The following is a 22,352-nucleotide window of genomic DNA, read 5'->3' as shown; positions in this document are numbered from 1 at the left end:
AACTCATAACCCATAACTTTAAACATTAATCTAATGTGATATCTAAACCTAAGCCACGAAGCTCATGTACCAATACGTTGAATGATTCCGGCACAGATGGTGTCGGCAAATTATCACCTTTGACGATTGCTTCGTACGTTTTGGCCCTACCGATAACGTCGTCTGACTTAACAGTAAGTATTTCCTGTAGGATATTGGAAGCTCCGAATGCCTCAAGTGCCCATACCTCCATCTCACCGAAACGCTGACCACCAAACTGGGCCTTACCTCCCAAGGGCTGTTGCGTAATAAGTGAGTACGGCCCAATAGAACGTGCGTGCATCTTATCGTCAACCATGTGACCCAATTTCAACATATAAATCACACCCACCGTTGTAGCTTGGTCAAAACGTTCACCGGTCAACCCGTTATATAAATAGGTTCTTCCAGAAGCAGGAAGCTCAGCTTTAGCTACCCATCCTTCCACTTCTTCTGTTGTTGCACCGTCAAATATCGGAGTAGCGAACTTCATGCCCAGTTTCTGACCTGCCCAACCCAATACCGTCTCATAAATCTGTCCAAGGTTCATACGCGACGGTACCCCCAATGGATTTAGTACGATATCTACAGGTGTTCCATCTTCCAGGAATGGCATATCCTCATCACGCACAATACGAGCAACAATACCTTTGTTACCATGTCGGCCGGCCATCTTATCACCTACCTTAAGTTTACGCTTTTTAGCCACATAAACTTTTGCCATCTGTACGATGCCGGAGGGCAATTCATCTCCAACGGTTATAGCAAACTTATCACGGCGGTAAGCTCCAAGCTCTTCATTCAATTTAATATTATAGAAGTGTAAAGCCTGTTTTACCAATTCGTTCTTATCATCATCGGTTGTCCACTTTGTAGGATTGATATTGGCAAAATCCAGCTCAGTCAACATCTTTTGTGTGAACTTGGCCCCTTTAGGAATTAATAACTCTTTGTATACATTATATACTCCTTGAGAAGTTTTTCCATTAACAACAGCAAATAACTTATCGATAAGTCGCTCACGCAACTGGCGTACCGCCCTTTCATGGTTGAGATCAAGCTTTTCAATGGCCGCTTTCTCTTCTTTCTTCTCTGTTTTCTTAGCCCTTGAGAACAACTTCGTATCGATAACAACACCTCTAATAGAAGGTGGGGTTTTTAAAGATGCGTCCTTTACATCGCCCGCTTTGTCTCCGAATATCGCCCGTAGAAGTTTCTCTTCCGGAGATGGGTCAGACTCTCCCTTAGGTGTAATCTTACCGATAAGGATATCTCCCTCCCTCACCTCTGCTCCCACACGAATAATTCCGTTATCATCTAAATCCTTTGTAGCTTCTTCAGATACATTTGGGATATCAGATGTTAACTCTTCTTCTCCACGTTTGGTATCACGAACTTCCAATTCAAATTCTTCGATATGCAGCGAAGTAAAAATATCTTGACTCACAACACGCTCAGATATTACAATCGCATCCTCAAAGTTATATCCTTGCCAAGGCATGAAAGCTACTTTTAAGTTACGCCCTAAAGCTAATTCGCCATTTTCAGTTGCATAACCTTCACATAATACCTGCCCCTCTACTACCCGCTGTCCTTTGCGGACAATCGGCTTCAAGTTAATACAGGTACTCTGATTTGTCTTTTTAAACTTAATTAAACGATATGTTTTGATATCATCGTCAAAAGAAACGAGTTTCTGATCTTCATTTCTATCATAACGAATTTTTATTTCATTGGCATCTACATATTCAACCACACCATTGCCTTCAGCATTTATTAAGGTCCGCGAGTCGCTCGCCACGCGTCCTTCCAAACCTGTACCAACAATTGGCGCCTGAGGGCGCAATAACGGAACAGCTTGGCGCTGCATGTTTGATCCCATCAAAGCACGGTTTGCATCATCATGTTCCAAGAAAGGAATCAGCGACGCCGCGATCGAAGTAATCTGATTTGGAGCGACATCCATCAAATCTAACCTTTCAGGTTCGATAATTGGGAAATCTCCCTCAAAACGGGCTTTCACTTTCGGCGTAATGAAGTTACCCTTTTCGTCGTACTCTGCATTCGCCTGAGCAATGGTTTTACCATCTTCATCTTCAGCAGAAAGATAAACAACAGGCTCTTCAACAACTACCCTACCCTCATCTACTTTACGATACGGTGTTTCAATGAAACCTAAATTATTGATCTTTGCATGCACGCAAAGAGACGAAATCAAACCAATGTTTGGTCCTTCTGGAGTCTCGATGGTACACAAACGGCCGTAGTGCGTATAGTGAACGTCACGCACTTCAAAACCCGCACGCTCGCGCGAAAGACCACCTGGTCCTAAAGCGGAAAGACGACGTTTATGTGTTATTTCCGCCAATGGATTGGTTTGATCCATGAACTGCGATAGCTGGTTCGTTCCGAAGAAAGAATTGATCACAGACGATAAAGTACGGGCATTAATTAAATCAGTTGGAGTAAACACCTCATTGTCACGTATATTCATACGTTCACGTATAGTACGTGCCATACGAGATAAACCTACTCCAAATTGAGCATATAATTGCTCCCCTACCGTACGCACCCTACGATTAGACAAATGGTCGATGTCGTCCACCTCTGCCTTCGAATTGATCAAATTAATAAGATATTTAACAATAGCAATGATGTCCTGCTTCGTCAACACCTTAATTTCATCGGGCGTGTCCAGTTTTAATTTACGGTTGATGCGGTATCGTCCCACATCTCCCAAATCATATCTTTTATCTGAGAAGAATAAACGGTCAATGATACCACGTGCTGTTTCCTCGTCAGGTGGTTCGGCATTCCGTAACTGACGGTAAATATGTTCTACCGCCTCCTTCTCAGAATTGGAAGTGTCTTTTTGTAAAGTATTGTATATAATAGAATAGTCGGCATTATTCGCTCCATCTTCTTTCGTTAGGATGATAGACTTCACACCGGCATCTATGATCATATCAATATGATCGTCTTCTAAGACCGTTTCACGCTCCAAGATGATTTCATTTCGATCGATCGATACAACCTCTCCAGTATCTTCATCCACAAAATCTTCTACCCACCTCTTGAGAACTCTGGCCGCTAGCTTACGTCCTACTAATTTTTTAAGGCCGGATTTACTAACCTTTACCTCATCGGCCAACTCGAACAACTCCAGAATATCCTTATCAGAGTCGTAACCAATAGCACGTAGAAGAGTGGTTACCGGAAATTTCTTTTTACGGTCGATGTAGGCGTACATCACGTTGTTCACGTCTGTTGCAAACTCGATCCACGACCCTTTGAAAGGAATAACCCTCGCAGAGTATAATTTAGTGCCATTGGTATGGCGGCTTTGGCCAAAGAATACACCGGGCGAACGGTGGAGTTGTGATACAATAACCCGCTCTGCGCCATTGATTACGAAAGTACCCTTAGGCGTCATATAAGGGATTGTCCCTAAATATACGTCCTGTACGATAGTTTCGAAATCCTCGTGTTCTTCATCATTACATGATAAACGCAACTTAGCTTTTAGCGGAACGCTATAAGTTAAGCCCCGTTCGATACATTCCTGAATATCATAACGTGGCGGATCGATAAAATAATCCAAAAATTCAAGCACAAATATGTTTCTTGAATCAGAAATAGGGAAGTTTTCAGAAAAAACTTTGAACAGCCCTTCCTGGTGGCGGTTGTCAGAAGTTGTTTCCAACTGGAAAAACTCCCTGAAAGATTGCAATTGCACATCCAGAAAATCGGGATAGTCGATGACTCTTTTGCTGGTTGCAAAGTTTACTCTTTCGTTACGAATATCTTTGTTTGCCAAGGGAATTAGATTTTAGTTTATATTAAACTTCGCGAGACATGTTTTTGTCTTTCATTAAAGACCTTGTACTGTCAGACAAGCATAAGGATTATATAAAAACGGCAATAGACCCCGGTAGAAATACCGGAGTCTAGAACCATTTAGGACTTCTCTAGATGAAGATTACTTGATCTCAACTACAGCTCCTGCTTCTTCAAGTTGTTTTTTCAAAGCTTCAGCTTCGTCTTTAGCAACACCTGTTTTTACTTCTTTAGGCGCACCATCAACTAATTCTTTAGCTTCTTTAAGGCCTAAACCTGTTAAATCTTTTACTAATTTAACAACAGCTAATTTTTGGCCACCAGCTTCTTTCAAGACCACATCAAAAGATGTCTTCTCTTCAGCTGCAGGAGCATCAGCACCACCCGCAGCAGGACCAGCAACAGCTACAGCTGCAGCAGCTGGCTCAATACCATACTCATCTTTTAAGATTTGAGCTAACTCGTTAACTTCTTTTACTGTTAAGTTTACCAACTGCTCAGCAAACGCTTTTAAATCTGCCATTTTATTTTAAATTTTTGAATTTACTTTTTGTAATGAATTAATTGTTATAACGGTTTTCAAAGGGAATCCGTTAACCTCTTTCTTGTAAAGTTTTAACTAAACCTGCAAGTGTACCACCTCCTGATTGAAGGGCAGATACCACGTTTTTAGCAGGTGATTGAAGCAATCCGATAATCTCACCAATAAGCTCTTCTCTCGATTTGAGTGCAACCAGTGTATCCAATTGTTCGTCTCCAACAAACACCGCAGCATCGATATAAGCTCCTTTAAGAACGGGTTTATCCCCTTCCTTACGAAGTTCTTTGATCAATTTTGCAGGTGCGTTACCTGCCTCCGAGAACAATATAGTGGAAGCTCCTTTCAAAGCTCCTTTCAATTCATCAGAATCAACACCTGCCGCTTCCAAAGCCTTAACTATCAACGTATTCTTAGCCACTTGGATCTTAATACCTTTCTCAAAGCACTTACGGCGAATATTGTTGACTTTTGCCACAGTCAAATCAGCAGTATCAGTAATGTAAAAATTACCATAAGATTTGATCTGATCAGTTAAAGCTTGAACAATTTCTTGTTTTTCTTCTTTTCTCATGATTAAATCCCCGCTACTGATTTAGTTTCTACCTGAATACCCGGACTCATTGTTGAAGAGATATGGATACTCTTAAAATATGTTCCTTTCGCTGCAGAAGGCTTAAGTTTAGAAATAGTTTGTATTACTTCTAAAGCATTCTCATAAATTTTATCTGCTTCGAACGACACTTTACCAACTGAAGCGTGAATGATACCGGTTTTGTCAACCTTGAAATCAATTTTACCGCCTTTGACATCAGTAACAGCTTTCCCAACATCTTGAGTTACTGTTCCTGACTTTGGATTCGGCATAAGGTTGCGAGGTCCCAAAATACGACCAAGCCGACCTACCTTTGCCATCACACTAGGCATGGTAATAATGATATCAACATCGGTCCACCCACCTTCTATTTTACTGATATACTCATCTAAACCTACGTAATCCGCACCAGCTGCTTTAGCTTCTTCCTCCTTATCTGGAGTACATAAAACTAAAACACGCACGGTCTTACCGGTTCCATGAGGCAAAGTAGCAATACCACGAACCATTTGATTTGCTTTCCGCGGATCAACGCCCAAACGGACATCGACGTCTACGGACGCGTCAAACTTAGCGTTGGTAATCTCCTTCACTAAGGCTGACGCCTCTTGTAAAGAATATGCTTTACCAGCTTCAATTTTGGATAGTGCCGCCTTTTGATTTTTTGTTAATCTAGCCACTTTCTTAAACTGATTTCTGTTAATTAATTGTTCCAGGGTGCATCACCACTTACAGTGATACCCATACTACGCGCTGTCCCAGCAACCATTTTCATGGCCGATTCAATGGTAAATGCATTCAAGTCGGTCATTTTATCCTTAGCGATATTTTCAACCTGTTCCCAGGTAACTTTACCAACCTTTTTACGGTTAGGCTCGCCAGACCCACCTTTTAATCCAGAAACCTCAATTAATTGAACAGCAACCGGAGGGGTCTTAATGATAAAATCGAAAGACTTATCTGCATACACCGTAATAACAACGGGTAATACTTTACCTGGCTTGTCTTGGGTACGTGCATTGAACTGCTTGCAAAATTCCATGATGTTCACCCCTTTTGCACCTAATGCCGGTCCTACGGGAGGCGATGGGTTAGCTGCGCCACCTTTCACCTGTAATTTCACTAACGCACTGACTTCTTTTGCCATTTTTCGATTTTAATTTAATTACTAAATGTTTGTTAGTAAGTTGGAAGCAATATAACGTAACATTTATTGTTTGCATTTACAAGATGCAACACTCTTTGAAAGAGTGCGCAAAAATACAACAAAATTCAGAAGATTACAAGAAAAACTGTAATAATCTGAATTTTGTTGTATTATCTTATTGCTATGTTAAAAAAGATCTATAAAAACTGCACTACTCTTTCTCCACCTGCATGTAATTCAGCTCCAATGGTGTTTTCCGTCCAAAGACCTTTACCATCACCTTCAGTTTCTTTTTCTCCTCGTTAACTTCCTCAATCTCGCCAGAGAAACCATTAAAAGGTCCATCGGTAACCTTCACTGCCTCTCCAACATAATACGGTACATTCATCATCTCTCCTTGTTCGCTCATCTCATCAACTGTACCAAGTATTCTATTAACTTCGGTCTGACGCAAAGGAATTGCATTTCCGGCCTTATCACCTAAAAAGCCAATTACGCTATTTATATTTTTGATAATGTGCTCTAGCTCACCGTCAAGCGCAGCCTCAAGTAGCACATAACCAGGGTAATAATTTCGCTCTTTCGCTATCTTTTTCCCTTCACGCATTTGGAAATATTTTTCCATCGGAATCAATACCTGTGGAACCAAATGATTAATACCTAAGCGATTGATTTCCGCTTCAATATATTGTTTAACTTTTTTTTCTTTACCGCTAACGGCGCGTACAACGTACCATTTCAATTGCTGATCTGCCATTCTATAATCCTCCTTGATTTTTAGGCTGCTGTACCGTAAATGAGTTTCAATATCGCACTTGATGATTGATCCATTGCCAACACAATGAGCGCAATGATAATCGATGCAATAAGTACAATCACAGCAGAGTTCTGTAGCTCCGGCCAAGTCGGCCAAGAAACTTTCTGAGTCATCTCGTGATAAGAGTCTTTTATAAAATCAAGTACGTTTGCCATTGTGAGTTATGAGATATATTTCTTCGACTTCTGCGGCCTACTGTCGACGTTTATAGCCAACGGCCTACCGGTTATTATTTTGCACGGGCACAAGGATTCGAACCCTGATCAAAGGTTTTGGAGACCTCTATTCTACCATTGAACTATGCCCGTAAGACAATTAGCTAACTGGCCAATAACCAGTCAGCTAATTAGTTATATCTATGCGTGGATTAAGCTACAATTTCAGTAACCTGACCAGCACCTACGGTTCTACCACCCTCACGGATAGCGAAACGTAGACCTTTTTCCATAGCAATCGCGTTAATCAACTTCACATTAATAGTAACGTTATCACCAGGCATAACCATTTCTACACCTTCCTGTAACGTGATTTCTCCAGTTACATCAGTGGTACGGAAATAGAACTGTGGGCGATATTTGTTGAAAAACGGCGTATGACGACCACCTTCAGCTTTCGATAAAACGTAAACTTCAGCTTTAAATTCTGTGTGAGGAGTTACGCTACCTGGTTTACAGATTACCATACCACGACGGATATCCGTTTTCTCAATACCACGTAATAACAAACCTACGTTATCCCCGGCTTCTCCATAATCTAAGATCTTGCGGAACATCTCAACTCCAGTTACGGTAGATTTCAAGTTCTCTGCACCCATTCCTAAGATCTCAACAGGATCACCACTATTGATCACACCACGCTCAATACGACCTGTAGCAACTGTACCACGACCGGTAATTGAGAACACGTCTTCGATAGGCATCAAGAAAGGCAAATCAGTCAAACGTGGAGGAATAGGGATGTGATTATCTACAGCATCCATCAACTCCATAATTTTATCCACCCACTGTTGCTCTCCATTCAATGCGCCAAGTGCAGATCCTTTGATTACAGGAATATCATCACCTGGATATTCGTAGAATGATAATAATTCACGAACTTCCATTTCAACTAAGTCTAACAATTCAGGATCATCAACTAAGTCTGTTTTATTCATAAAAACTACAAGTGCGGGAACACCTACCTGGCGAGCCAACAAAATGTGCTCGCGTGTTTGAGGCATTGGTCCGTCTGTTGCAGCTACCACGATAATAGCTCCGTCCATCTGCGCAGCACCAGTAACCATGTTTTTCACATAGTCAGCGTGACCTGGACAGTCAACGTGAGCATAGTGACGGTTTGCAGTTGAGTATTCAACGTGTGCTGTATTGATAGTGATACCACGTTCTTTTTCTTCAGGAGCTGAGTCAATCGAATCAAATGAGCGAGCTTCTGATAAACCTGCATCAGCCAATACTTTAGTGATAGCAGCAGTTGTAGTGGTTTTACCGTGGTCAACGTGACCGATTGTACCAATATTTAAGTGTGGTTTACTGCGGTCAAATTTCTCTTTTGCCATTTTGTATGTGAATTAGTAAGTTAATTTTTATTTTTTTGGTTTTTATTATTTACACTTACGAGCCAATGATGGGACTTGAACCCATGACCTCTTCCTTACCAAGGAAGTGCTCTACCGCTGAGCTACATCGGCTTGTTTGAACAACAAAAAGCTAAAGCCGATAACGGTTTTAACTCTTTAATTTCAAGAGCGGAAGACGGGTCTCGAACCCGCAACCTATAGCTTGGAAGGCTATCGCTCTACCAATTGAGCTACTTCCGCTTGTTATTTTGATTTCCTACACTACCTACGTTCACGCAGGTATAAAACCGCCATAAGTTCACTTGTGAAACTTATTTTAAAAGTGGTGGGGGGAGAAGGATTCGAACCTTCGAAGCCGAAGCAACGGATTTACAGTCCGTCCCATTTGACCGCTCTGGAATCCCCCCAACATTGAGCCCCCTGCCGGGATCGAACCAGCGACCTACTGATTACAAGTCAGTTGCTCTACCAGCTGAGCTAAGGAGGCAAATTTACACTTATATAAAGAACGCTCTACCCTACTAGAACACCATTTCCTACTCCCTCGCATCCCCTGTGTTCCCTTTGGGACTGCAAAGATAGACAAGAAAGTATTAATTCAAAAAAAAAGTGAAAATAATTGTTGCAAAAAAAGCTTATAAAGCGCAAATACCTTGTTTATCAGTCTACTATTTTTTTGTTAAAAGCTCCTGTCTCAGTTCACCAAATGAGATTCCCTTCAAAAGAAAAGCCCCTCAAGAAAATAGCTTCCTTGAGGGGCCTTTCCTGTATGCTCTAGCTAACCAAAAGCTTCTTGTTGAGCTTCCACTAGTACTTCTTTATGATGGCTTACCTTCGTTCGCGTTTTCGTCTTATGTTTATTTACCTGCCTACGCAATGACTCTATCGCTAAATCTGTAGCTTCTTCAAAACTTTTTGCCCGACCTTTAGCGAAAAGCTGATTTCCAGGTATGTTAAGCTTAAACTCCGTTATTTTATTAGCTTCATCTTCAACATTTTCCAGTTTCAGATAACATTCTCCAGCTATTATCTGGTCAAAAAACTGGTCCAATTTGTCCACACGACGTTGAATAAAGTCTATCAATTTCTTGTCAGCTTTAAATTGAATTGATTGCGTGGTAATGTTCATAATTTCCTCCTTTTTTAAGCTTTGGGATGAGCTTGTTTGTAAATAGATTTTAATCGTTCAACTGAATTGTGTGTATACACCTGTGTGGCTACCAAATTCGCGTGGCCCAACAGCTCCTTTATAGCATTCAAATCAGCACCCCGGTTTAATAAAGCAGTAGCAAAGCTGTGCCTTAACACGTGAGGGCTCTTTTTTTGCTGTGAAGTTATCAGCGACAGATAATTCGTTACTACCCGATAAACAAGTCCTGGATAGACTGGCTTACCTTTTTTAGTAACGACTAAAGTTAAACAATTGTTATCAAATTTCTCATTTTTTTTTGATAATAAATACGCGCTGATCAGTTTTTCTAAACCTTCCAACAATGGCACGATACGCTCCTTATTCCGCTTACCTAAAATACGGATGGTACGCTGATAAAGATCCACGTCTTCTTCCTTTAGGTGCACTAATTCAGAAAGACGCATGCCTGTTCCAAAAAGCAATTCTATAATTAAACGGTCTCTTATCCCTTCAAAATTTTTCGCAAAAAAAACATCATCTGCCAACAACACGTCCATCTTTCCCTCTTCAACAACTACCGGTAATTTTTTTGGGGTTTTCACCGCCTTCAACAGCAGCATTGGATTCTCTTCATGAAGCCCCTCCCGCTGTAAAAATTTGTAGTATGTCCGTAAAGAAGATAATATTCTATTAACAGAAGAGGCTCCTAACTTATTCTCCATAAGTCCTGAAAGATAAAACCGCACATCTTTGTGTGTCAATTCGTCAAAGCCAATCCCTTCCATCTTCCAGAATTCTAAATACATGGATATATCTTTCTCATAAGCTTTCACAGTATGAGCAGAATAACGCTTCTCGAACGTTAAAAAAGAAATGAACTTATCCAAATACATCTTTGCGTCTATTTATCATTAAAAATCGCATGATCATCTAATCAATTACGCTGCTGAAACAGGCACCCCAAGTTACAATTGATTTCTCGTAATCTTACCCTTTACAATAAATAATTTCGAAATGGCTCGTTTGTCTATCACTGTATCTCCTTTAAAGTTTGGATTTGAAGCCCTTAGAATCAGCTTGTCTGACTCTTCATGTTCATAAAGGAGTTTTAAAGTTACCATATTATTAGCTAATTTATTAGTTACAACAAGGTAGGCTTCTCCCCACAGGATTACCTCCTGATTTATTACTTCCTTAATGGCTATAATTTCTCCGCTTGCAAACTTCGGATACATACTATCACCATAGATAGGTAAATAAGCTGTGCAATCATTAAACGGACGAAAATTAACATAAAACTCCGGCGCTTCCTGGAATGCTTCCGGCCCGTCAAACACCATTTCCGATAACTGAAGATGATAATAAGGCACTTCTCCCTCCGAAGGTTCTTGCCTCAGTCGGGTAATATTTCTCTCCTGTTTATATATTTGATAAGGAACATTGGATAAAAAAGGCTTGCCTTCCTTTTCCGACAACCATTTAAAACTTATATTATGATAATTTATAATATCTTTTGCCAACCTCTTCCCTATTACCCTCCCACCATTTTCAATGGCAGATAAATTATTGACATGCGTTGTAATATCTCCATAAAATTGCTCTAACGTCATATTTTTAAGCAAACGCAGCTCTTTAAACAATGAACCGAGCTTCGCTCTATCCAATTTATCAATCATATCAATTATTATCAAATAATATTTTTATTTATATAAAATGATACTATATTTGTTCGTATCATGTGATAGGCAAGATACAAATAACCTAGAGCATTCAAAAACGCACATTGTTCATTTTTTTACTCAAAATTATGGAAAACCTTAATCAAGAAATCCAGACAACGCATTTTCGTTATTTACAAGGAAATGCTATTCAAAACCCTCTGCTATTTATCCAGCAGTTTTGCTTTACAGAAACAGCCATCGAACTGTTTCGTCAAGACATCACTACACTTGTTGCTGCAGCAGGCACAAGAAAAACCGACAATAATGGTAAGTTCCACTTAAATTCCGACGAATACGTCTATAATCATAGAAAAATTATCGAGGCAATTGAAGCATTATGGGTACTCCATCATCAAGCATCACCAGAATTCGCTATCGATGAAAACCACCCTCTTTATCAGACAACAAAATGGAAAAGAGACGGCATTGATTTGGAGACAAGAATAAACAGCGCTGCAAGATATTACCGAAAGCTCGAAAATGAAGAAATAAACGATATCCGATTATTTTTAAGGGTCTTTTTCGTATATGCCGATATGAGTGAATGGAGAGAAATTTTAGATGATATTTTATCATACGCATATATCGATGAGAGCATAGCTTATGGATCCACCCAGTTCAGTCGCGAACTCATCCCCCTTACGGAATACTTAGAAAAAATGGCGGAAGCTATTTTTCTGATTGCTGAATTGACGCACTCCAAAAAAGAAACAACGGAAACAGTGTCGAATACTGATATAGAACACACGCCCATTGTTAATGAGCAAGCACCCGATATGGAAACCGGACCAAATACGGCCGTCCCCCTCCTTTCTTTGGAAGACGATAACTTTACAAAAGATCTTATCGAATATCTCAACACCTACTGGGTACATCTCGAAGAGCAGGAAAACACCTTTTTATACAGCCCCATCATGCTCACGGAAAGATTAGAAAAAAAACTTCTTACTTATTTTGAAACATTTCATCCTAAATTTTTGGCCAGAAATTATAGAAGGGTCTATATGGGATATTTAGAATATATTTTTCAGACCGGAATGCCATCCTATGAAGGCGAAATACGAACCTTTATCTATCAGATGGACACTTTCTTTGAACTTCTGGACTTAGCCGATGACGAAACCAAGCATTGGCCACAAGAAGATCGCATAGGATGGCAAGAAGTCTAAATCACCACAGATCTGATAATTTCTATTAATTCTCAATGATTTTATTTTCTGAAGCTGTAAAAAAAAGCCATTCGCAATTGTGTGCGAATGGCTTTTTTGTATAATAAATATCTATAAACTAGACCGTATCCTGGTTCAACGATTGCTTGTAGATAGCTTTTTTAATTTGAGTACGGCGGGCAACAGATTTTTTCTCGTAAGCCTGGCGCGAACGAAGCTCTCTTAACACTCCTGTTTTCTCAAATTTCTTCTTAAAACGTTTCAAGGCTTTATCTAACGACTCACCATCTTTTACATTTACGATAATCATATTCTTTTATATACCCCCTTTCTTTTTTTCTTTTTGGGACAACAAAGGTACGTAATATTATTCAATATAAAAAAATATAACTCCAGTAATTCGTAATCCTCCAAATATCATAAAGGAATAAGATTAATCGCCTTTAAAAAGATTAATGCGTAAGGCTAAGGAAGCAATATGTGTATTGGCATAGGTATATTGTGCCTCAGTCTGAAGAAAGCCTCTTCCAAGCAGAAGGCCTACACCTCCGGCAGGTACGGTATTGGTAAGCTTAGAGGAAAATAGATTAGAAAACTCGATATGCCCGTCATCCACTACATCACTAATAAATTCATTTTTTATATTTAACCTAAAGATGCCATCACTGCCTAAATTACTGCGCTGATCAATAACTCCTCCATGCGCATAAATTTGAATCAGTTTTGGAAGTTTATAGTTGAAAAACATTAAGGCCTGCTTGGTATGTGTTTCATGAGATAATACCACTTTCGTTCCCTCGGTATTAAAATACTCATTATTAAAGGTAAGAAACCGCTCGCCATTCGGTGTAAAATCTACTCTATTCTTCATATAAGAAAATAAAATATTAACGGAGAAAGCAGGATCATCATTTGCCGCAAACCATTGTGACAACTCATGCCGCACAGCTCCACCCCAAGCGGAAACCCCAATGCGCCCGTTATCGGAGACTAACGATAAAGGAAGGGCTCTTAATAGAATTTCGGTACTCTTCCCCAAACTAACGCTTAATTGAGGCATCAGAAAGGGAGTAACACCAACATTTGTACCCAACCCATCCATCATATTAAAATTAGCCCTTAAATAGTCGCCATTTATCGGATTAACTAAACGGTTGTTCGTACTAGGATCTAACAAATAAAAACCGATATTTCCACCGTCAGCATCCGTAAACAAACTGGGTGTTAACAGCGATGTGCTTACGCCAGGAGTTTGGTAAAGCTGATTGGTTGCGATAAAACGATTATTATCATTTATAGGAATAACCGCTGTATTACCCACCACGCTTAGTGAAATATGTCCTGATTTCTTAGGAATACTCCCACCCGGCCATCCCTGATTCAACGAAAAACCAAAATTCGACGAAAAGAGATTAGTGTATGCTGCAAAATAACTGTTACCAAAACGCTCTAAGTCTCTTAACTGTATTTCATAGTCTTGCAAGGATTGTCCGGAAACGTGTTTAAAACCGAACAACGCATATAACACCAATACATTAACCTTTACAAAAAAAGCTATTTTTCCTTTACTCTTCATCACTAACCGGTGTTAACAGTGCATACCCTAATTGATTATCCCCATTAGTGAGATTTATTTCTATCTCATCATATCCAGTGCTCATTACATTAAAAGTTAGCTGAGCTTTTAGTGCATCAGAAACGGCCGGAGCGGTAATCCTTAATTCGTCCTGCGCACCTCCTTCTAACGAATAAGTGGCAAAAGCCTCCATTCTCTCACCAAATAGCTCCTTAAACACACCACAGGGTGTATCCCCTTCCTTAATAGCTATCTTAATGACCGCCCCTTTACCTCCCTTGAAAAAAGTAAAGAGCAAGTTTCTTATGCAAATCCATTCGGGCCTATCAGAAACGTTATTTCTATTTTCATCGTATACTTCGCCTATTTCCCAAGTTTTACTACCTCCATCCTGCTCTGCATCGTTTAATACAAGGTGCATATAAGTAGGAGACGAATTGACAACTTTGTTCAATGCTTCTTGATCGCTATAATTTATTTCTGTCAAACAACTGGCATAGTTAACAGCCGACTGTCCTAACTTAACTATTTCTGCTTGATTTGACCAGCTATTAGTTCCGTCGGTACGCCGTATATCGATAAACGGCAAATCTTGATTATCACCCGTTAACTCAAAACTCACGAAACCATTATTATTCTCGCCTAAAACACCATTCTCACCAATAGTGAAGTCTTCTTCATGTAAATAAATCTTCATGTAGTCAAACTCGTCTAATATATGCTCAGGGAAAAGATAAGTATAGGTAAGTAAATCACATTGGGTATTTCTTGTACAAGAAGTAGGAATAAATAGGGAGATCATTAGTCCCACTGCGTAAACAACTTTTATCATGCTCAACGATTAAAAATTTCCATTAATCCCGCATCTTCCGTACCAAAAACCTTCAACACCAATAATCATATTATTATTTAACCGTGCGGGTCGTCATTTAACTTTGAGGTCGCCTTAGTATCCTTCATGAACGTGTATACGAGTAGCGAACAGAAAATGCAGGCTGTTATATACCAATAATAGTATGATTCATGACCTATATGTTTAAACCATAATGCCACATATTCCGCAGATCCTCCAAAAATAGCCACGGTTAATGCATATGGCAGACCTACTCCTAAGGCACGAACTTGCGCAGGGAAGAGCTCTGCCTTCACAACAGCATTGATACTGGTATAACCACTCACTATCATCAAAGCCGTTAACAACAACCAAAAAGCTTGCCATACGTCTTGTGTTTCCTGCAATAACGTAAGTAACGGCACCGTACATAAAACACCTAGTATGCCAAAACCGAGCAATAGTGGTTTTCTTCCGATTCTATCGGATAGTAATCCAAAAACCGGCTGCAGACAAGCAAAAATAAACAAGGACAAAAAAGAAATCAGTGTCGATTCTTCTCTTGATAAATGAACAGTGTTGACGAGAAATTTTTGCATATAAGTCGAATAAGTGTAAAAAGCAAGCGTCCCCCCCAAGGTTAGCCCCACAACTGTTAAGACAGCTTTAGGATGTTCTAACAACAGCTTTATAGAAGACTCACTGTTATTTACCTGCTTTTGTTGCAACTGGAAAGCTCTGGTTTCATCGAGATGCCGACGTAAATACAATGCAACTACTGCTAACACTGCCCCTATAACAAAAGGTATGCGCCAACCCCAGGCCAATATTTCCGCGTCACTCAGCAAAACGCGCTGTAATAACAGCTGAACCCCCAAAGCAATCAGTTGCCCCCCGATGAGTGTAACATACTGAAAACTGGAGTAAAACCCTCTTCTGTCCGGAGTAGCCATTTCTGTTAAATAGGTAGCAGAAACACCATATTCTCCGCCTACACTAAGCCCTTGTAATAATCGGGCAATAAGTAAAACTGCAGGCGCAAACAGGCCAATCTGATGATAGGTGGGCGTAAAGGCAATAAGTAAAGAGCCAAACGACATGAGTAAAACAGACAAAGTCATCGATTTTTTACGCCCATATTTATCGGCAATTGTTCCGAAAACGTAGCCGCCTAACGGTCGCATTAAAAAACCTACCGCGAATATTGCTGCGGTATTAAGTAGTTGGGCAGTAGAGTTGTTCTCGGGGAAAAAAGCAGCAGAAAAATATAGCGCAAAAGCAGAATAGGCATACCAGTCATACCACTCCACCAGATTTCCAATAGATCCTCCAAAAATCGCTTTTAATCTTCGCTTTGAAATTTTATGCTTATTTACAGTACTCATATTAAAAAAGGTTATATTATAGTCATCAAGCTGCCAAGTTTTATTTATCTTAACACCCCTAAAACAACAGTCAGAACATTAACGTAATTACCAAAAAGTAACGATGTCTTCAAACCTAACATTTTACCGCTATTTTTTTTTATGTATTACTACATTATTCTTAAATTTTGTCAATTGTCATGCTCAAGAAAACCAATTTGGAAACTGGACCGGATGGTTCAACAATGTCAAATTCAACAATCGATGGGGAATGAATAATGACATTCAGTTTCGGGGAGGTAGAAACTGGAACAGCAATTCATTACTTTTAATTAGGCCGGGCGTCAATTACTATATAGCAAACCATCAAACCGCATCCGTAGGATATGCCACAACATTGGTTACAAATGAGCTAAATACTGGACAGCGACGATTGACAGAACATCGCATCTGGGAACAATACCTAATCAACGACAAGATCTTCAATATTTTTTTACAACACCGTTTCAGATTTGAGCAACGTTTTTTAAAAAGACCAGACGAAACTATTTTTTCCCAACGGATAAGGTACTTTATTCGAGGGATCATTCCTCTTGTAACACCTATAAACGAGCGTTTTACCAATGGCATGTTTTGCTCTTTACAGAACGAGCTTTTTTTCAACGTCCAGAATAAAGGAGCACTTAACGGAAGCTTTTTTGACCAGAATAGAGCATACGCATCAATTGGATATAGGTTTTCACCAAAGTACGATCTCGAAATAGGGTATATGAATCAATTTATCTTAAGGCGATCTCCACAAGCAAATTTATCTACACATATCGCCCAGATTGCATTTTACACCAGATTGTAAAATAGTAAAACATGGGGTTAGGTAGATGGACAGCCTAGTCCTCAGTATCTCCAAACAATTTCGTTGCTGCATTACTTATATCCGGATCCTTCATAAACAGATCCCAAATAAGCCCCGTACGCCCATTTTCGAGCATCACCGGCACGACCGCCTGGTTAACAGCGTTAAAATCTTCAGAAACCCAATTATTCTTAAAATCAAATTCATCCCTAAAACCATATTCAGTCCAAAGGAATGCTCCGAGGTTGCGATAATAGTTCTTCAAGGCATCCAAGGCAATAGTTGGTGTAAAGGGGTAAGTTGCAATTGCCGACGAAGGGCTAAACTTAGCAGACATTAAAGAATCATTAGTAGTCTGTGGCCACAATACATCTGTGAGACTAACAAATTTCTCGCTTTTGTCTAGGGCGGCACGATAAAAAATATTGGCCAAATTTGTTTGATTACGTTCATAATCAACTCCGCTATCTACTTTACCCCGCGGGTCGAACGCTAAAAAAGGTTGCTGTAAATCAATCAGTGAAGAGGATAGTTTTCCTGCATTTAAGCTCATACCGTAATAAGTACTGTCGTCACCAAAGGTGTCTTTTCTAAAAATCTGACTTTGCTTCGTCTCTTGATCGGTAACTATAGTGTCCATTGGCGATGAAGAAAATCGTCCGACAGCTGGACCGACGTACTCCAGCGGCTGCTTATACCCGTCAAAATAAATATCCGTAGACATACTGCTACTTGGGGAAGCTATTGCTAAAAGATAGGCTATAAAGCTGCCGTTATACCCTCCCAAAGGTTTTGCATGATCAAAAAAACATGCTGGCGACCATTGGTCGTACAAATGAACACTTTCTTCATCCTTTTTAAATACTCTCCAATCAACATCTTCCCATAAAGCCGTAACCTTCTCTCTTAATTCCTGCTCCAGGCCTTCATCTTGATCAAAATAATTCCGTGAAACCAGCAACCCCTGCATTAAATAAGCGGTCGACTCTAAATCGGCAGCTATCTGACACGAATCACCAGAAATGGGAGATCCAGTTCTTCCATCTAATAGCTCCGGGAAAGCGCCATGATATTTAGTAGCATTTCCCAGAAAATCAACTATTTTTATTAGTCGATCAAGCACTACCTGTCGAGGAACAAACTGCCTTTCAGCACCAATAATCTGTGTCAAAATGCCTAAACCAGTTCCTTTAACCGACACTTGCGCATCGCTAACTAACGGATTTACTTTATGCATTCCACTGTTGAACTCCGTCTCAGCTGTAAAATAAGCAATGTGCGCACGCTCTACAGCTTCCAACAATTCATCGTCAGAGGCAAGTTTCGTATCCGCTTTCTTTATTTCCGAAAAAGGAGATTCCCTATATTTATAGTCTACCCAGGCAATTTTATAATAATAGCTTACATCTGTTCTCGGAACAAAATCAGTATACTTATCAAAATAGATTGGTCTAATCGCAATTGGAGTGAAATTTTCATTATCTTCTGATCGATATATTTTAATATAACGAATACTGGGAGTCAATGGTAGCTGCCATGTAATATCTACATGCCTTTCATAAGCGGTAACAGCAGTGAGCATTGCTTTACCTGTGAGTCTCATCTCAGGTGTTTTGGCAGGTAAAAATTCAATTTGATCAATAAATACATGATGCTCTTTACCATCATTGTTCTCTTGCTCAAACAAGATGCTAGTTATAGAAGCATTTTCGTCCAGATTATCGATATCCTTTACTGGAATCATGATAGACAACCAAGTATTATCTTGATAATTAGTAATGTATTTCTGCAGACTAATCAATTGCGATCGATTTTCTCCTTGCTTAAGCTGAATACCTGGCAATTCATTTACTTCAGTGTCTGCACTTGCAAAAATTTTAAAGATAAGGATATCGTTTTTATTAAATGAATAGCCTGATTCGCCTCTATAGTTAATTTCTGCCTGCCATAGCCCTTCGGTCCCTGACACATAATTCAGCAGCAAAGCATTCCCCGGTGTAAAAAAAACAGTATCTGAAACTGGAAGATGCCCATTCATACTATTAATCCAACTATCGCCGCTAAAAGTTGATTGCGAATAAAAATAGCTTTTGGGCATCACGCTATTATCAAAAAGCACTTCTGGGTAGGTCTCTCCCCTAGCTTGGAAAAGGAAACAATTAATAAATAAAAAAAAAGTAAAGTATGTTTTGTTCATAACGTGTATCTTAACAAATTATGCAGTGAGCAAAAACCAAGCCATGTATACAACCTGTCAAAATAGTATAGGGTTTATTAATTTCGCCGGCAAAATAATGCCGTTTACCGAGAAAGTATATGTATCAACCTAATACTATAGTGATAAAACATTTGATTCTATTACTTTTACAGAAATTAAAAGAGAAAGAGATATGAACGATTATAAAGGTCCGCAACGTAAGTCTAACTCTGGCAGAATCTGGGTAGGACTGATTATTATTATCATTGGGTTTTCGATGTTGACTAAAACATTAGGTTTTATGTTTCATTTCCCCAACTGGTTGTTCTCATGGCCTATGTGGCTTATTGTAATAGGTCTAATTATTGGTGCTAAAAACAATTTTAAAAAGCCTGCTTCTTTTGTTCTGATATTTATCGGCTGTTTCTTTCTAACTGAGCGAGTAGCCGACATTAGCTTGGGACGATTTTTTTGGCCTATGTTTATCATCATTCTCGGTTGCTGGTTAATTGCCGGCAGGAACAAACGCAACAACTATTTTAGCCCAAACGATCCGCCGAGAGATCCACTGAACGAAGATAAAGACGACTATACAAACTACGGTACCGACCATAACTATGGTAACGAAATGGACTGGGATAAAAGAGTAGACGATCCAACATTGGCTAATGAACCAACGGAAGAGGAAACAACGTCTAACGGTTTTCATGAGAAGCGCACACACTATTCGAACAAATATCCAGAGGACTTCATCGATTCTGTTTCTGTTTTCGGGCAAGTCAAAAAAAACATTTATTCAAAGAACTTTAAAGGTGGTGATGTAGTCAATATTATGGGTGGAGCGGATATCAACCTCATGCAAGCAGATATTCAACAACCCGTCATATTAGAGGTTGTTCAGATTTTTGGAGGAACTACTATTATCGTACCCGCTCATTGGAAAGTAAATCCAGAAATGACTGCAATATTTGGAGGAGTAGAAGATAAACGTTTTGTAAACAATATCGCTGTCGATAATCATAAAAATCTGATCATAAGAGGAACTTCCATCTTTGGAGGCATTACCGTTAAAAGTATTTAGGCAAAAAATGGCGTCATCTCCCATGATAACTTCAAAACAAAAGCTTATTGTCGTAAGCTGTGTTGCTGTTTGGGCCGGAAGCCTCATGATACAAATAGGACTACTTCTGTGGTTCGGTTTTAATCTCGAACCCGCACTCATTGATAGTCTTATCAGCGCAACAACCATTACAGCAGCATGTTATATTATTGCCAACAATTTAAATTATTATCAACCTCGTAAAGAGCGTTATTTTTACATCATTATCTGGGGATTATCTCTTGCGGCCATCAGCTTGACGGTAAACCGTTATGTTATGCAATATATCGCTAACGATAAATCTTACCTTGCTTTTCTTGATTTATCACTTCCGATACGCTTCTGTACTAATAGCCTGATCATTGCCTGGGTCGCAATCATGCAAGTATTATGGAATACACTCCACGATCAAAAAGAAAATGAACAACGCAAGACGGATGCAGAGAAGTTGGCACGGGAAGCTGAACTGTATAATCTCCGACAGCAACTGCAACCGCACTTTCTATTTAATAGTTTAAACTCTATTATAGCTCTTATTGGCAGGAAACCTGATGAAGCTCGAAATATGACCTTCCAACTTTCCGACTTTTTAAGAGGAACTCTTCGAAAGGACGATCAACAATTAATTCCTTTAAAAGATGAAATTGAGCATCTCAAACTTTATCTGGAAATTGAGAAAGTACGTTTTGGTCATCGTTTAGAAACAACTATAGACTATCCTGAAGATTGCGAACATTGTCTACTACCAGCCATGATTTTGCAGCCACTGGTAGAAAATGCCATTAAGTACGGTCTCTATGACACTACCGGCAATGTACAGATTACTATTAGAGCCAAAAAGGAAGACAACGGTTTATTTATAGCTATTCAAAACCCGTTCGACAAGGAGAGTAACCGACCACATAAAGGAACAGGTTTTGGTTTAAGAGGAGTACAACGTAGACTATTTTTATTGTTTGGAAGGACAGATTTGTTGCAAACTCAGCATACAGCACATATCTTTACAAGCAATATTAAAATACCACAAACATGATTAAAGCTATTTTGATTGATGATGAACCCCTAGCAAGAAGTATCATTAGCGAGTATTTAGCTAATTATAAAGAAATTACTATTGTAGAAGAATGCAATGATGGATTCGAAGGGGCTAAAGCAATTATGCAGCATCGCCCCGATATTGTTTTTTTAGATATTCAGATGCCAAAAATCAATGGTTTTGAAATGCTCGAACTATTAGACGAGCAACCTTCTGTTATTTTTACTACTGCTTTCGATGAATATGCCATTAAAGCTTTCGAAAAACACGCTGTCGATTATCTACTTAAACCTATCAGTAAATCCCGCTTTGACCAAGCCATTTCAAAATTCCTAAGCCAACGAAACCTTTCACAGGTAGATAAAGAACAAACGAAAAAGTTATTGGATAATCTCCCGCCGAGTCAACAAGCGTTAGAGCGTGTAGTAGTTAAAACCGGAAGCAAAATTAAAGTACTTCCAATAGAAACTATTTTTTGTTTAGAAGCAGATGACGACTATGTGAAGCTGCACACGGACGATGGTGTTTTTCTTAAGAATAAAACGATGGCATTCTTTGAAAAAGAGCTAGATCCTAACATTTTTGTTAGAATTCACCGATCTTTTATTGTAAAGATCGATAGCATTACCCGGCTCGAACCCTATGAAAAGGACAGTCATGTCGCTATTCTAACGAACAACATGCGAGTAAATGTGAGTAAATCTGGTTATGCCCGACTGAAACAGGCGCTAGGTTTATGAGGTGACATGGCATTATTTAATTTTATTTTTCTAAATTAAACCCATAATAGGCAGAACACCACAACAAATAAGCATCGATATTTACTGATTACGTGTGGTTTTACC

21 protein-coding genes and 5 tRNA genes are annotated in these 22,352 nt (G+C 39.4%); 5 read left to right on the top strand and 21 right to left on the bottom strand.

Going from position 1 to position 22,352, the window contains the following annotated elements:
• Positions 1-25: 25 nt before the first annotated feature.
• The 16 genes from rpoB to H8S90_RS12725 form a co-directional block, all read right to left on the bottom strand.
• Positions 26-3,835, bottom strand: a complete 3,810-nt coding sequence (rpoB, locus tag H8S90_RS12800; protein ID WP_187338266.1) for a DNA-directed RNA polymerase subunit beta — start codon at positions 3,833-3,835, stop codon at positions 26-28.
• 162 nt (positions 3,836-3,997) lie between these two features.
• Positions 3,998-4,378: a 50S ribosomal protein L7/L12 gene (rplL, locus tag H8S90_RS12795; RefSeq protein WP_187338265.1), complete on the bottom strand. Its 381-nt coding sequence runs from the start codon at positions 4,376-4,378 to the stop codon at positions 3,998-4,000.
• 70 nt (positions 4,379-4,448) lie between these two features.
• Positions 4,449-4,967 carry a 50S ribosomal protein L10 gene (gene rplJ / locus H8S90_RS12790; protein ID WP_187338264.1) on the bottom strand — a complete coding sequence of 173 codons (519 nt, stop codon included), beginning with the start codon at positions 4,965-4,967 and terminating at the stop codon, positions 4,449-4,451.
• Positions 4,968-4,969: 2 nt separating this feature from the next.
• Positions 4,970-5,668 (bottom strand): 50S ribosomal protein L1, encoded by a 699-nt coding sequence (gene rplA / locus H8S90_RS12785; RefSeq protein WP_187338263.1) that lies wholly within the window; start codon positions 5,666-5,668, stop codon positions 4,970-4,972.
• A gap of 23 nt (positions 5,669-5,691) precedes the next feature.
• Positions 5,692-6,135 carry a 50S ribosomal protein L11 gene (rplK, locus tag H8S90_RS12780; RefSeq protein ID WP_187338262.1) on the bottom strand — a complete coding sequence of 148 codons (444 nt, stop codon included), beginning with the start codon at positions 6,133-6,135 and terminating at the stop codon, positions 5,692-5,694.
• A gap of 211 nt (positions 6,136-6,346) precedes the next feature.
• Positions 6,347-6,892, bottom strand: coding sequence for a transcription termination/antitermination protein NusG (gene nusG / locus H8S90_RS12775; protein WP_187338261.1), 546 nt, complete (start codon positions 6,890-6,892; stop codon positions 6,347-6,349).
• Between the two features lie 20 nt (positions 6,893-6,912).
• Complete coding sequence (gene secE, locus H8S90_RS12770; protein ID WP_187338260.1) at positions 6,913-7,107, bottom strand: preprotein translocase subunit SecE; 195 nt, start codon at positions 7,105-7,107, stop codon at positions 6,913-6,915.
• Between the two features lie 82 nt (positions 7,108-7,189).
• Positions 7,190-7,260, bottom strand: a tRNA-Trp gene (locus H8S90_RS12765).
• A gap of 59 nt (positions 7,261-7,319) precedes the next feature.
• Positions 7,320-8,507, bottom strand: coding sequence for an elongation factor Tu (gene tuf / locus H8S90_RS12760; RefSeq protein ID WP_187338259.1), 1,188 nt, complete (start codon positions 8,505-8,507; stop codon positions 7,320-7,322).
• A gap of 60 nt (positions 8,508-8,567) precedes the next feature.
• A tRNA-Thr gene (locus tag H8S90_RS12755) sits at positions 8,568-8,639 on the bottom strand.
• A gap of 56 nt (positions 8,640-8,695) precedes the next feature.
• Positions 8,696-8,768, bottom strand: a tRNA-Gly gene (locus tag H8S90_RS12750).
• 83 nt (positions 8,769-8,851) lie between these two features.
• Positions 8,852-8,935, bottom strand: a tRNA-Tyr gene (locus tag H8S90_RS12745).
• 7 nt (positions 8,936-8,942) lie between these two features.
• Positions 8,943-9,015 (bottom strand) — tRNA-Thr (locus H8S90_RS12740).
• Between the two features lie 291 nt (positions 9,016-9,306).
• Entirely contained in the window at positions 9,307-9,657 is a 351-nt protein-coding gene (gene hpf, locus H8S90_RS12735; protein ID WP_187338258.1) for a ribosome hibernation-promoting factor, HPF/YfiA family, read from the bottom strand.
• 14 nt (positions 9,658-9,671) lie between these two features.
• Positions 9,672-10,553 (bottom strand): tyrosine-type recombinase/integrase, encoded by an 882-nt coding sequence (locus H8S90_RS12730; protein WP_187338257.1) that lies wholly within the window; start codon positions 10,551-10,553, stop codon positions 9,672-9,674.
• A 72-nt stretch (positions 10,554-10,625) separates the two neighbouring features.
• Positions 10,626-11,336, bottom strand: coding sequence for an XRE family transcriptional regulator (locus H8S90_RS12725; RefSeq protein ID WP_187338256.1), 711 nt, complete (start codon positions 11,334-11,336; stop codon positions 10,626-10,628).
• Positions 11,337-11,467: 131 nt separating this feature from the next.
• On the opposite strand from H8S90_RS12725, the gene H8S90_RS12720 reads away from it, so the two are divergent.
• Complete coding sequence (locus H8S90_RS12720; RefSeq protein ID WP_187338255.1) at positions 11,468-12,550, top strand: hypothetical protein; 1,083 nt, start codon at positions 11,468-11,470, stop codon at positions 12,548-12,550.
• A gap of 118 nt (positions 12,551-12,668) precedes the next feature.
• On the opposite strand, the gene rpsU is transcribed toward H8S90_RS12720, so the two are convergent.
• The 4 genes from rpsU to H8S90_RS12700 form a co-directional block, all read right to left on the bottom strand.
• Positions 12,669-12,860, bottom strand: a complete 192-nt coding sequence (gene rpsU / locus H8S90_RS12715; protein ID WP_187338254.1) for a 30S ribosomal protein S21 — start codon at positions 12,858-12,860, stop codon at positions 12,669-12,671.
• Between the two features lie 123 nt (positions 12,861-12,983).
• Positions 12,984-14,126 (bottom strand): DUF6588 family protein, encoded by a 1,143-nt coding sequence (locus tag H8S90_RS12710; RefSeq protein ID WP_187338253.1) that lies wholly within the window; start codon positions 14,124-14,126, stop codon positions 12,984-12,986.
• Positions 14,116-14,958, bottom strand: a complete 843-nt coding sequence (locus tag H8S90_RS12705; protein ID WP_187338252.1) for a hypothetical protein — start codon at positions 14,956-14,958, stop codon at positions 14,116-14,118. Before H8S90_RS12705 ends, H8S90_RS12710 begins: the two co-directional genes overlap by 11 nt.
• A 77-nt stretch (positions 14,959-15,035) precedes the next feature.
• Positions 15,036-16,343, bottom strand: coding sequence for an MFS transporter (locus tag H8S90_RS12700; RefSeq protein WP_187338251.1), 1,308 nt, complete (start codon positions 16,341-16,343; stop codon positions 15,036-15,038).
• Between the two features lie 103 nt (positions 16,344-16,446).
• On the opposite strand from H8S90_RS12700, the gene H8S90_RS12695 reads away from it, so the two are divergent.
• Positions 16,447-17,175 carry a DUF2490 domain-containing protein gene (locus H8S90_RS12695; protein ID WP_187338250.1) on the top strand — a complete coding sequence of 243 codons (729 nt, stop codon included), beginning with the start codon at positions 16,447-16,449 and terminating at the stop codon, positions 17,173-17,175.
• Between the two features lie 34 nt (positions 17,176-17,209).
• Here H8S90_RS12695 and H8S90_RS12690 read toward each other — a convergent pair whose 3' ends face one another.
• Positions 17,210-19,372: a glucoamylase family protein gene (locus H8S90_RS12690; protein WP_187338249.1), complete on the bottom strand. Its 2,163-nt coding sequence runs from the start codon at positions 19,370-19,372 to the stop codon at positions 17,210-17,212.
• A gap of 193 nt (positions 19,373-19,565) precedes the next feature.
• On the opposite strand from H8S90_RS12690, the gene H8S90_RS12685 reads away from it, so the two are divergent.
• Genes H8S90_RS12685 through H8S90_RS12675 form a run of 3 tightly spaced genes read left to right on the top strand, consistent with a single transcriptional unit; the run spans position 19,566 to position 22,247 of the window.
• Positions 19,566-20,453, top strand: a complete 888-nt coding sequence (locus tag H8S90_RS12685) for a LiaF domain-containing protein (RefSeq protein ID WP_187338248.1) — start codon at positions 19,566-19,568, stop codon at positions 20,451-20,453.
• Positions 20,454-20,475: 22 nt separating this feature from the next.
• Entirely contained in the window at positions 20,476-21,504 is a 1,029-nt protein-coding gene (locus H8S90_RS12680) for a sensor histidine kinase (protein ID WP_255501595.1), read from the top strand.
• Positions 21,501-22,247, top strand: a complete 747-nt coding sequence (locus tag H8S90_RS12675; protein WP_187338246.1) for a LytTR family DNA-binding domain-containing protein — start codon at positions 21,501-21,503, stop codon at positions 22,245-22,247. Before H8S90_RS12680 ends, H8S90_RS12675 begins: the two co-directional genes overlap by 4 nt.
• Positions 22,248-22,352: the final 105 nt, after the last annotated feature.

Source organism: Olivibacter sp. SDN3, assembly GCF_014334135.1.
GTDB lineage: Bacteria > Bacteroidota > Bacteroidia > Sphingobacteriales > Sphingobacteriaceae > Olivibacter.
Note: the sequence above shows the minus strand (reverse complement) of the source record. Positions and strands in the feature narration are given on the sequence as shown.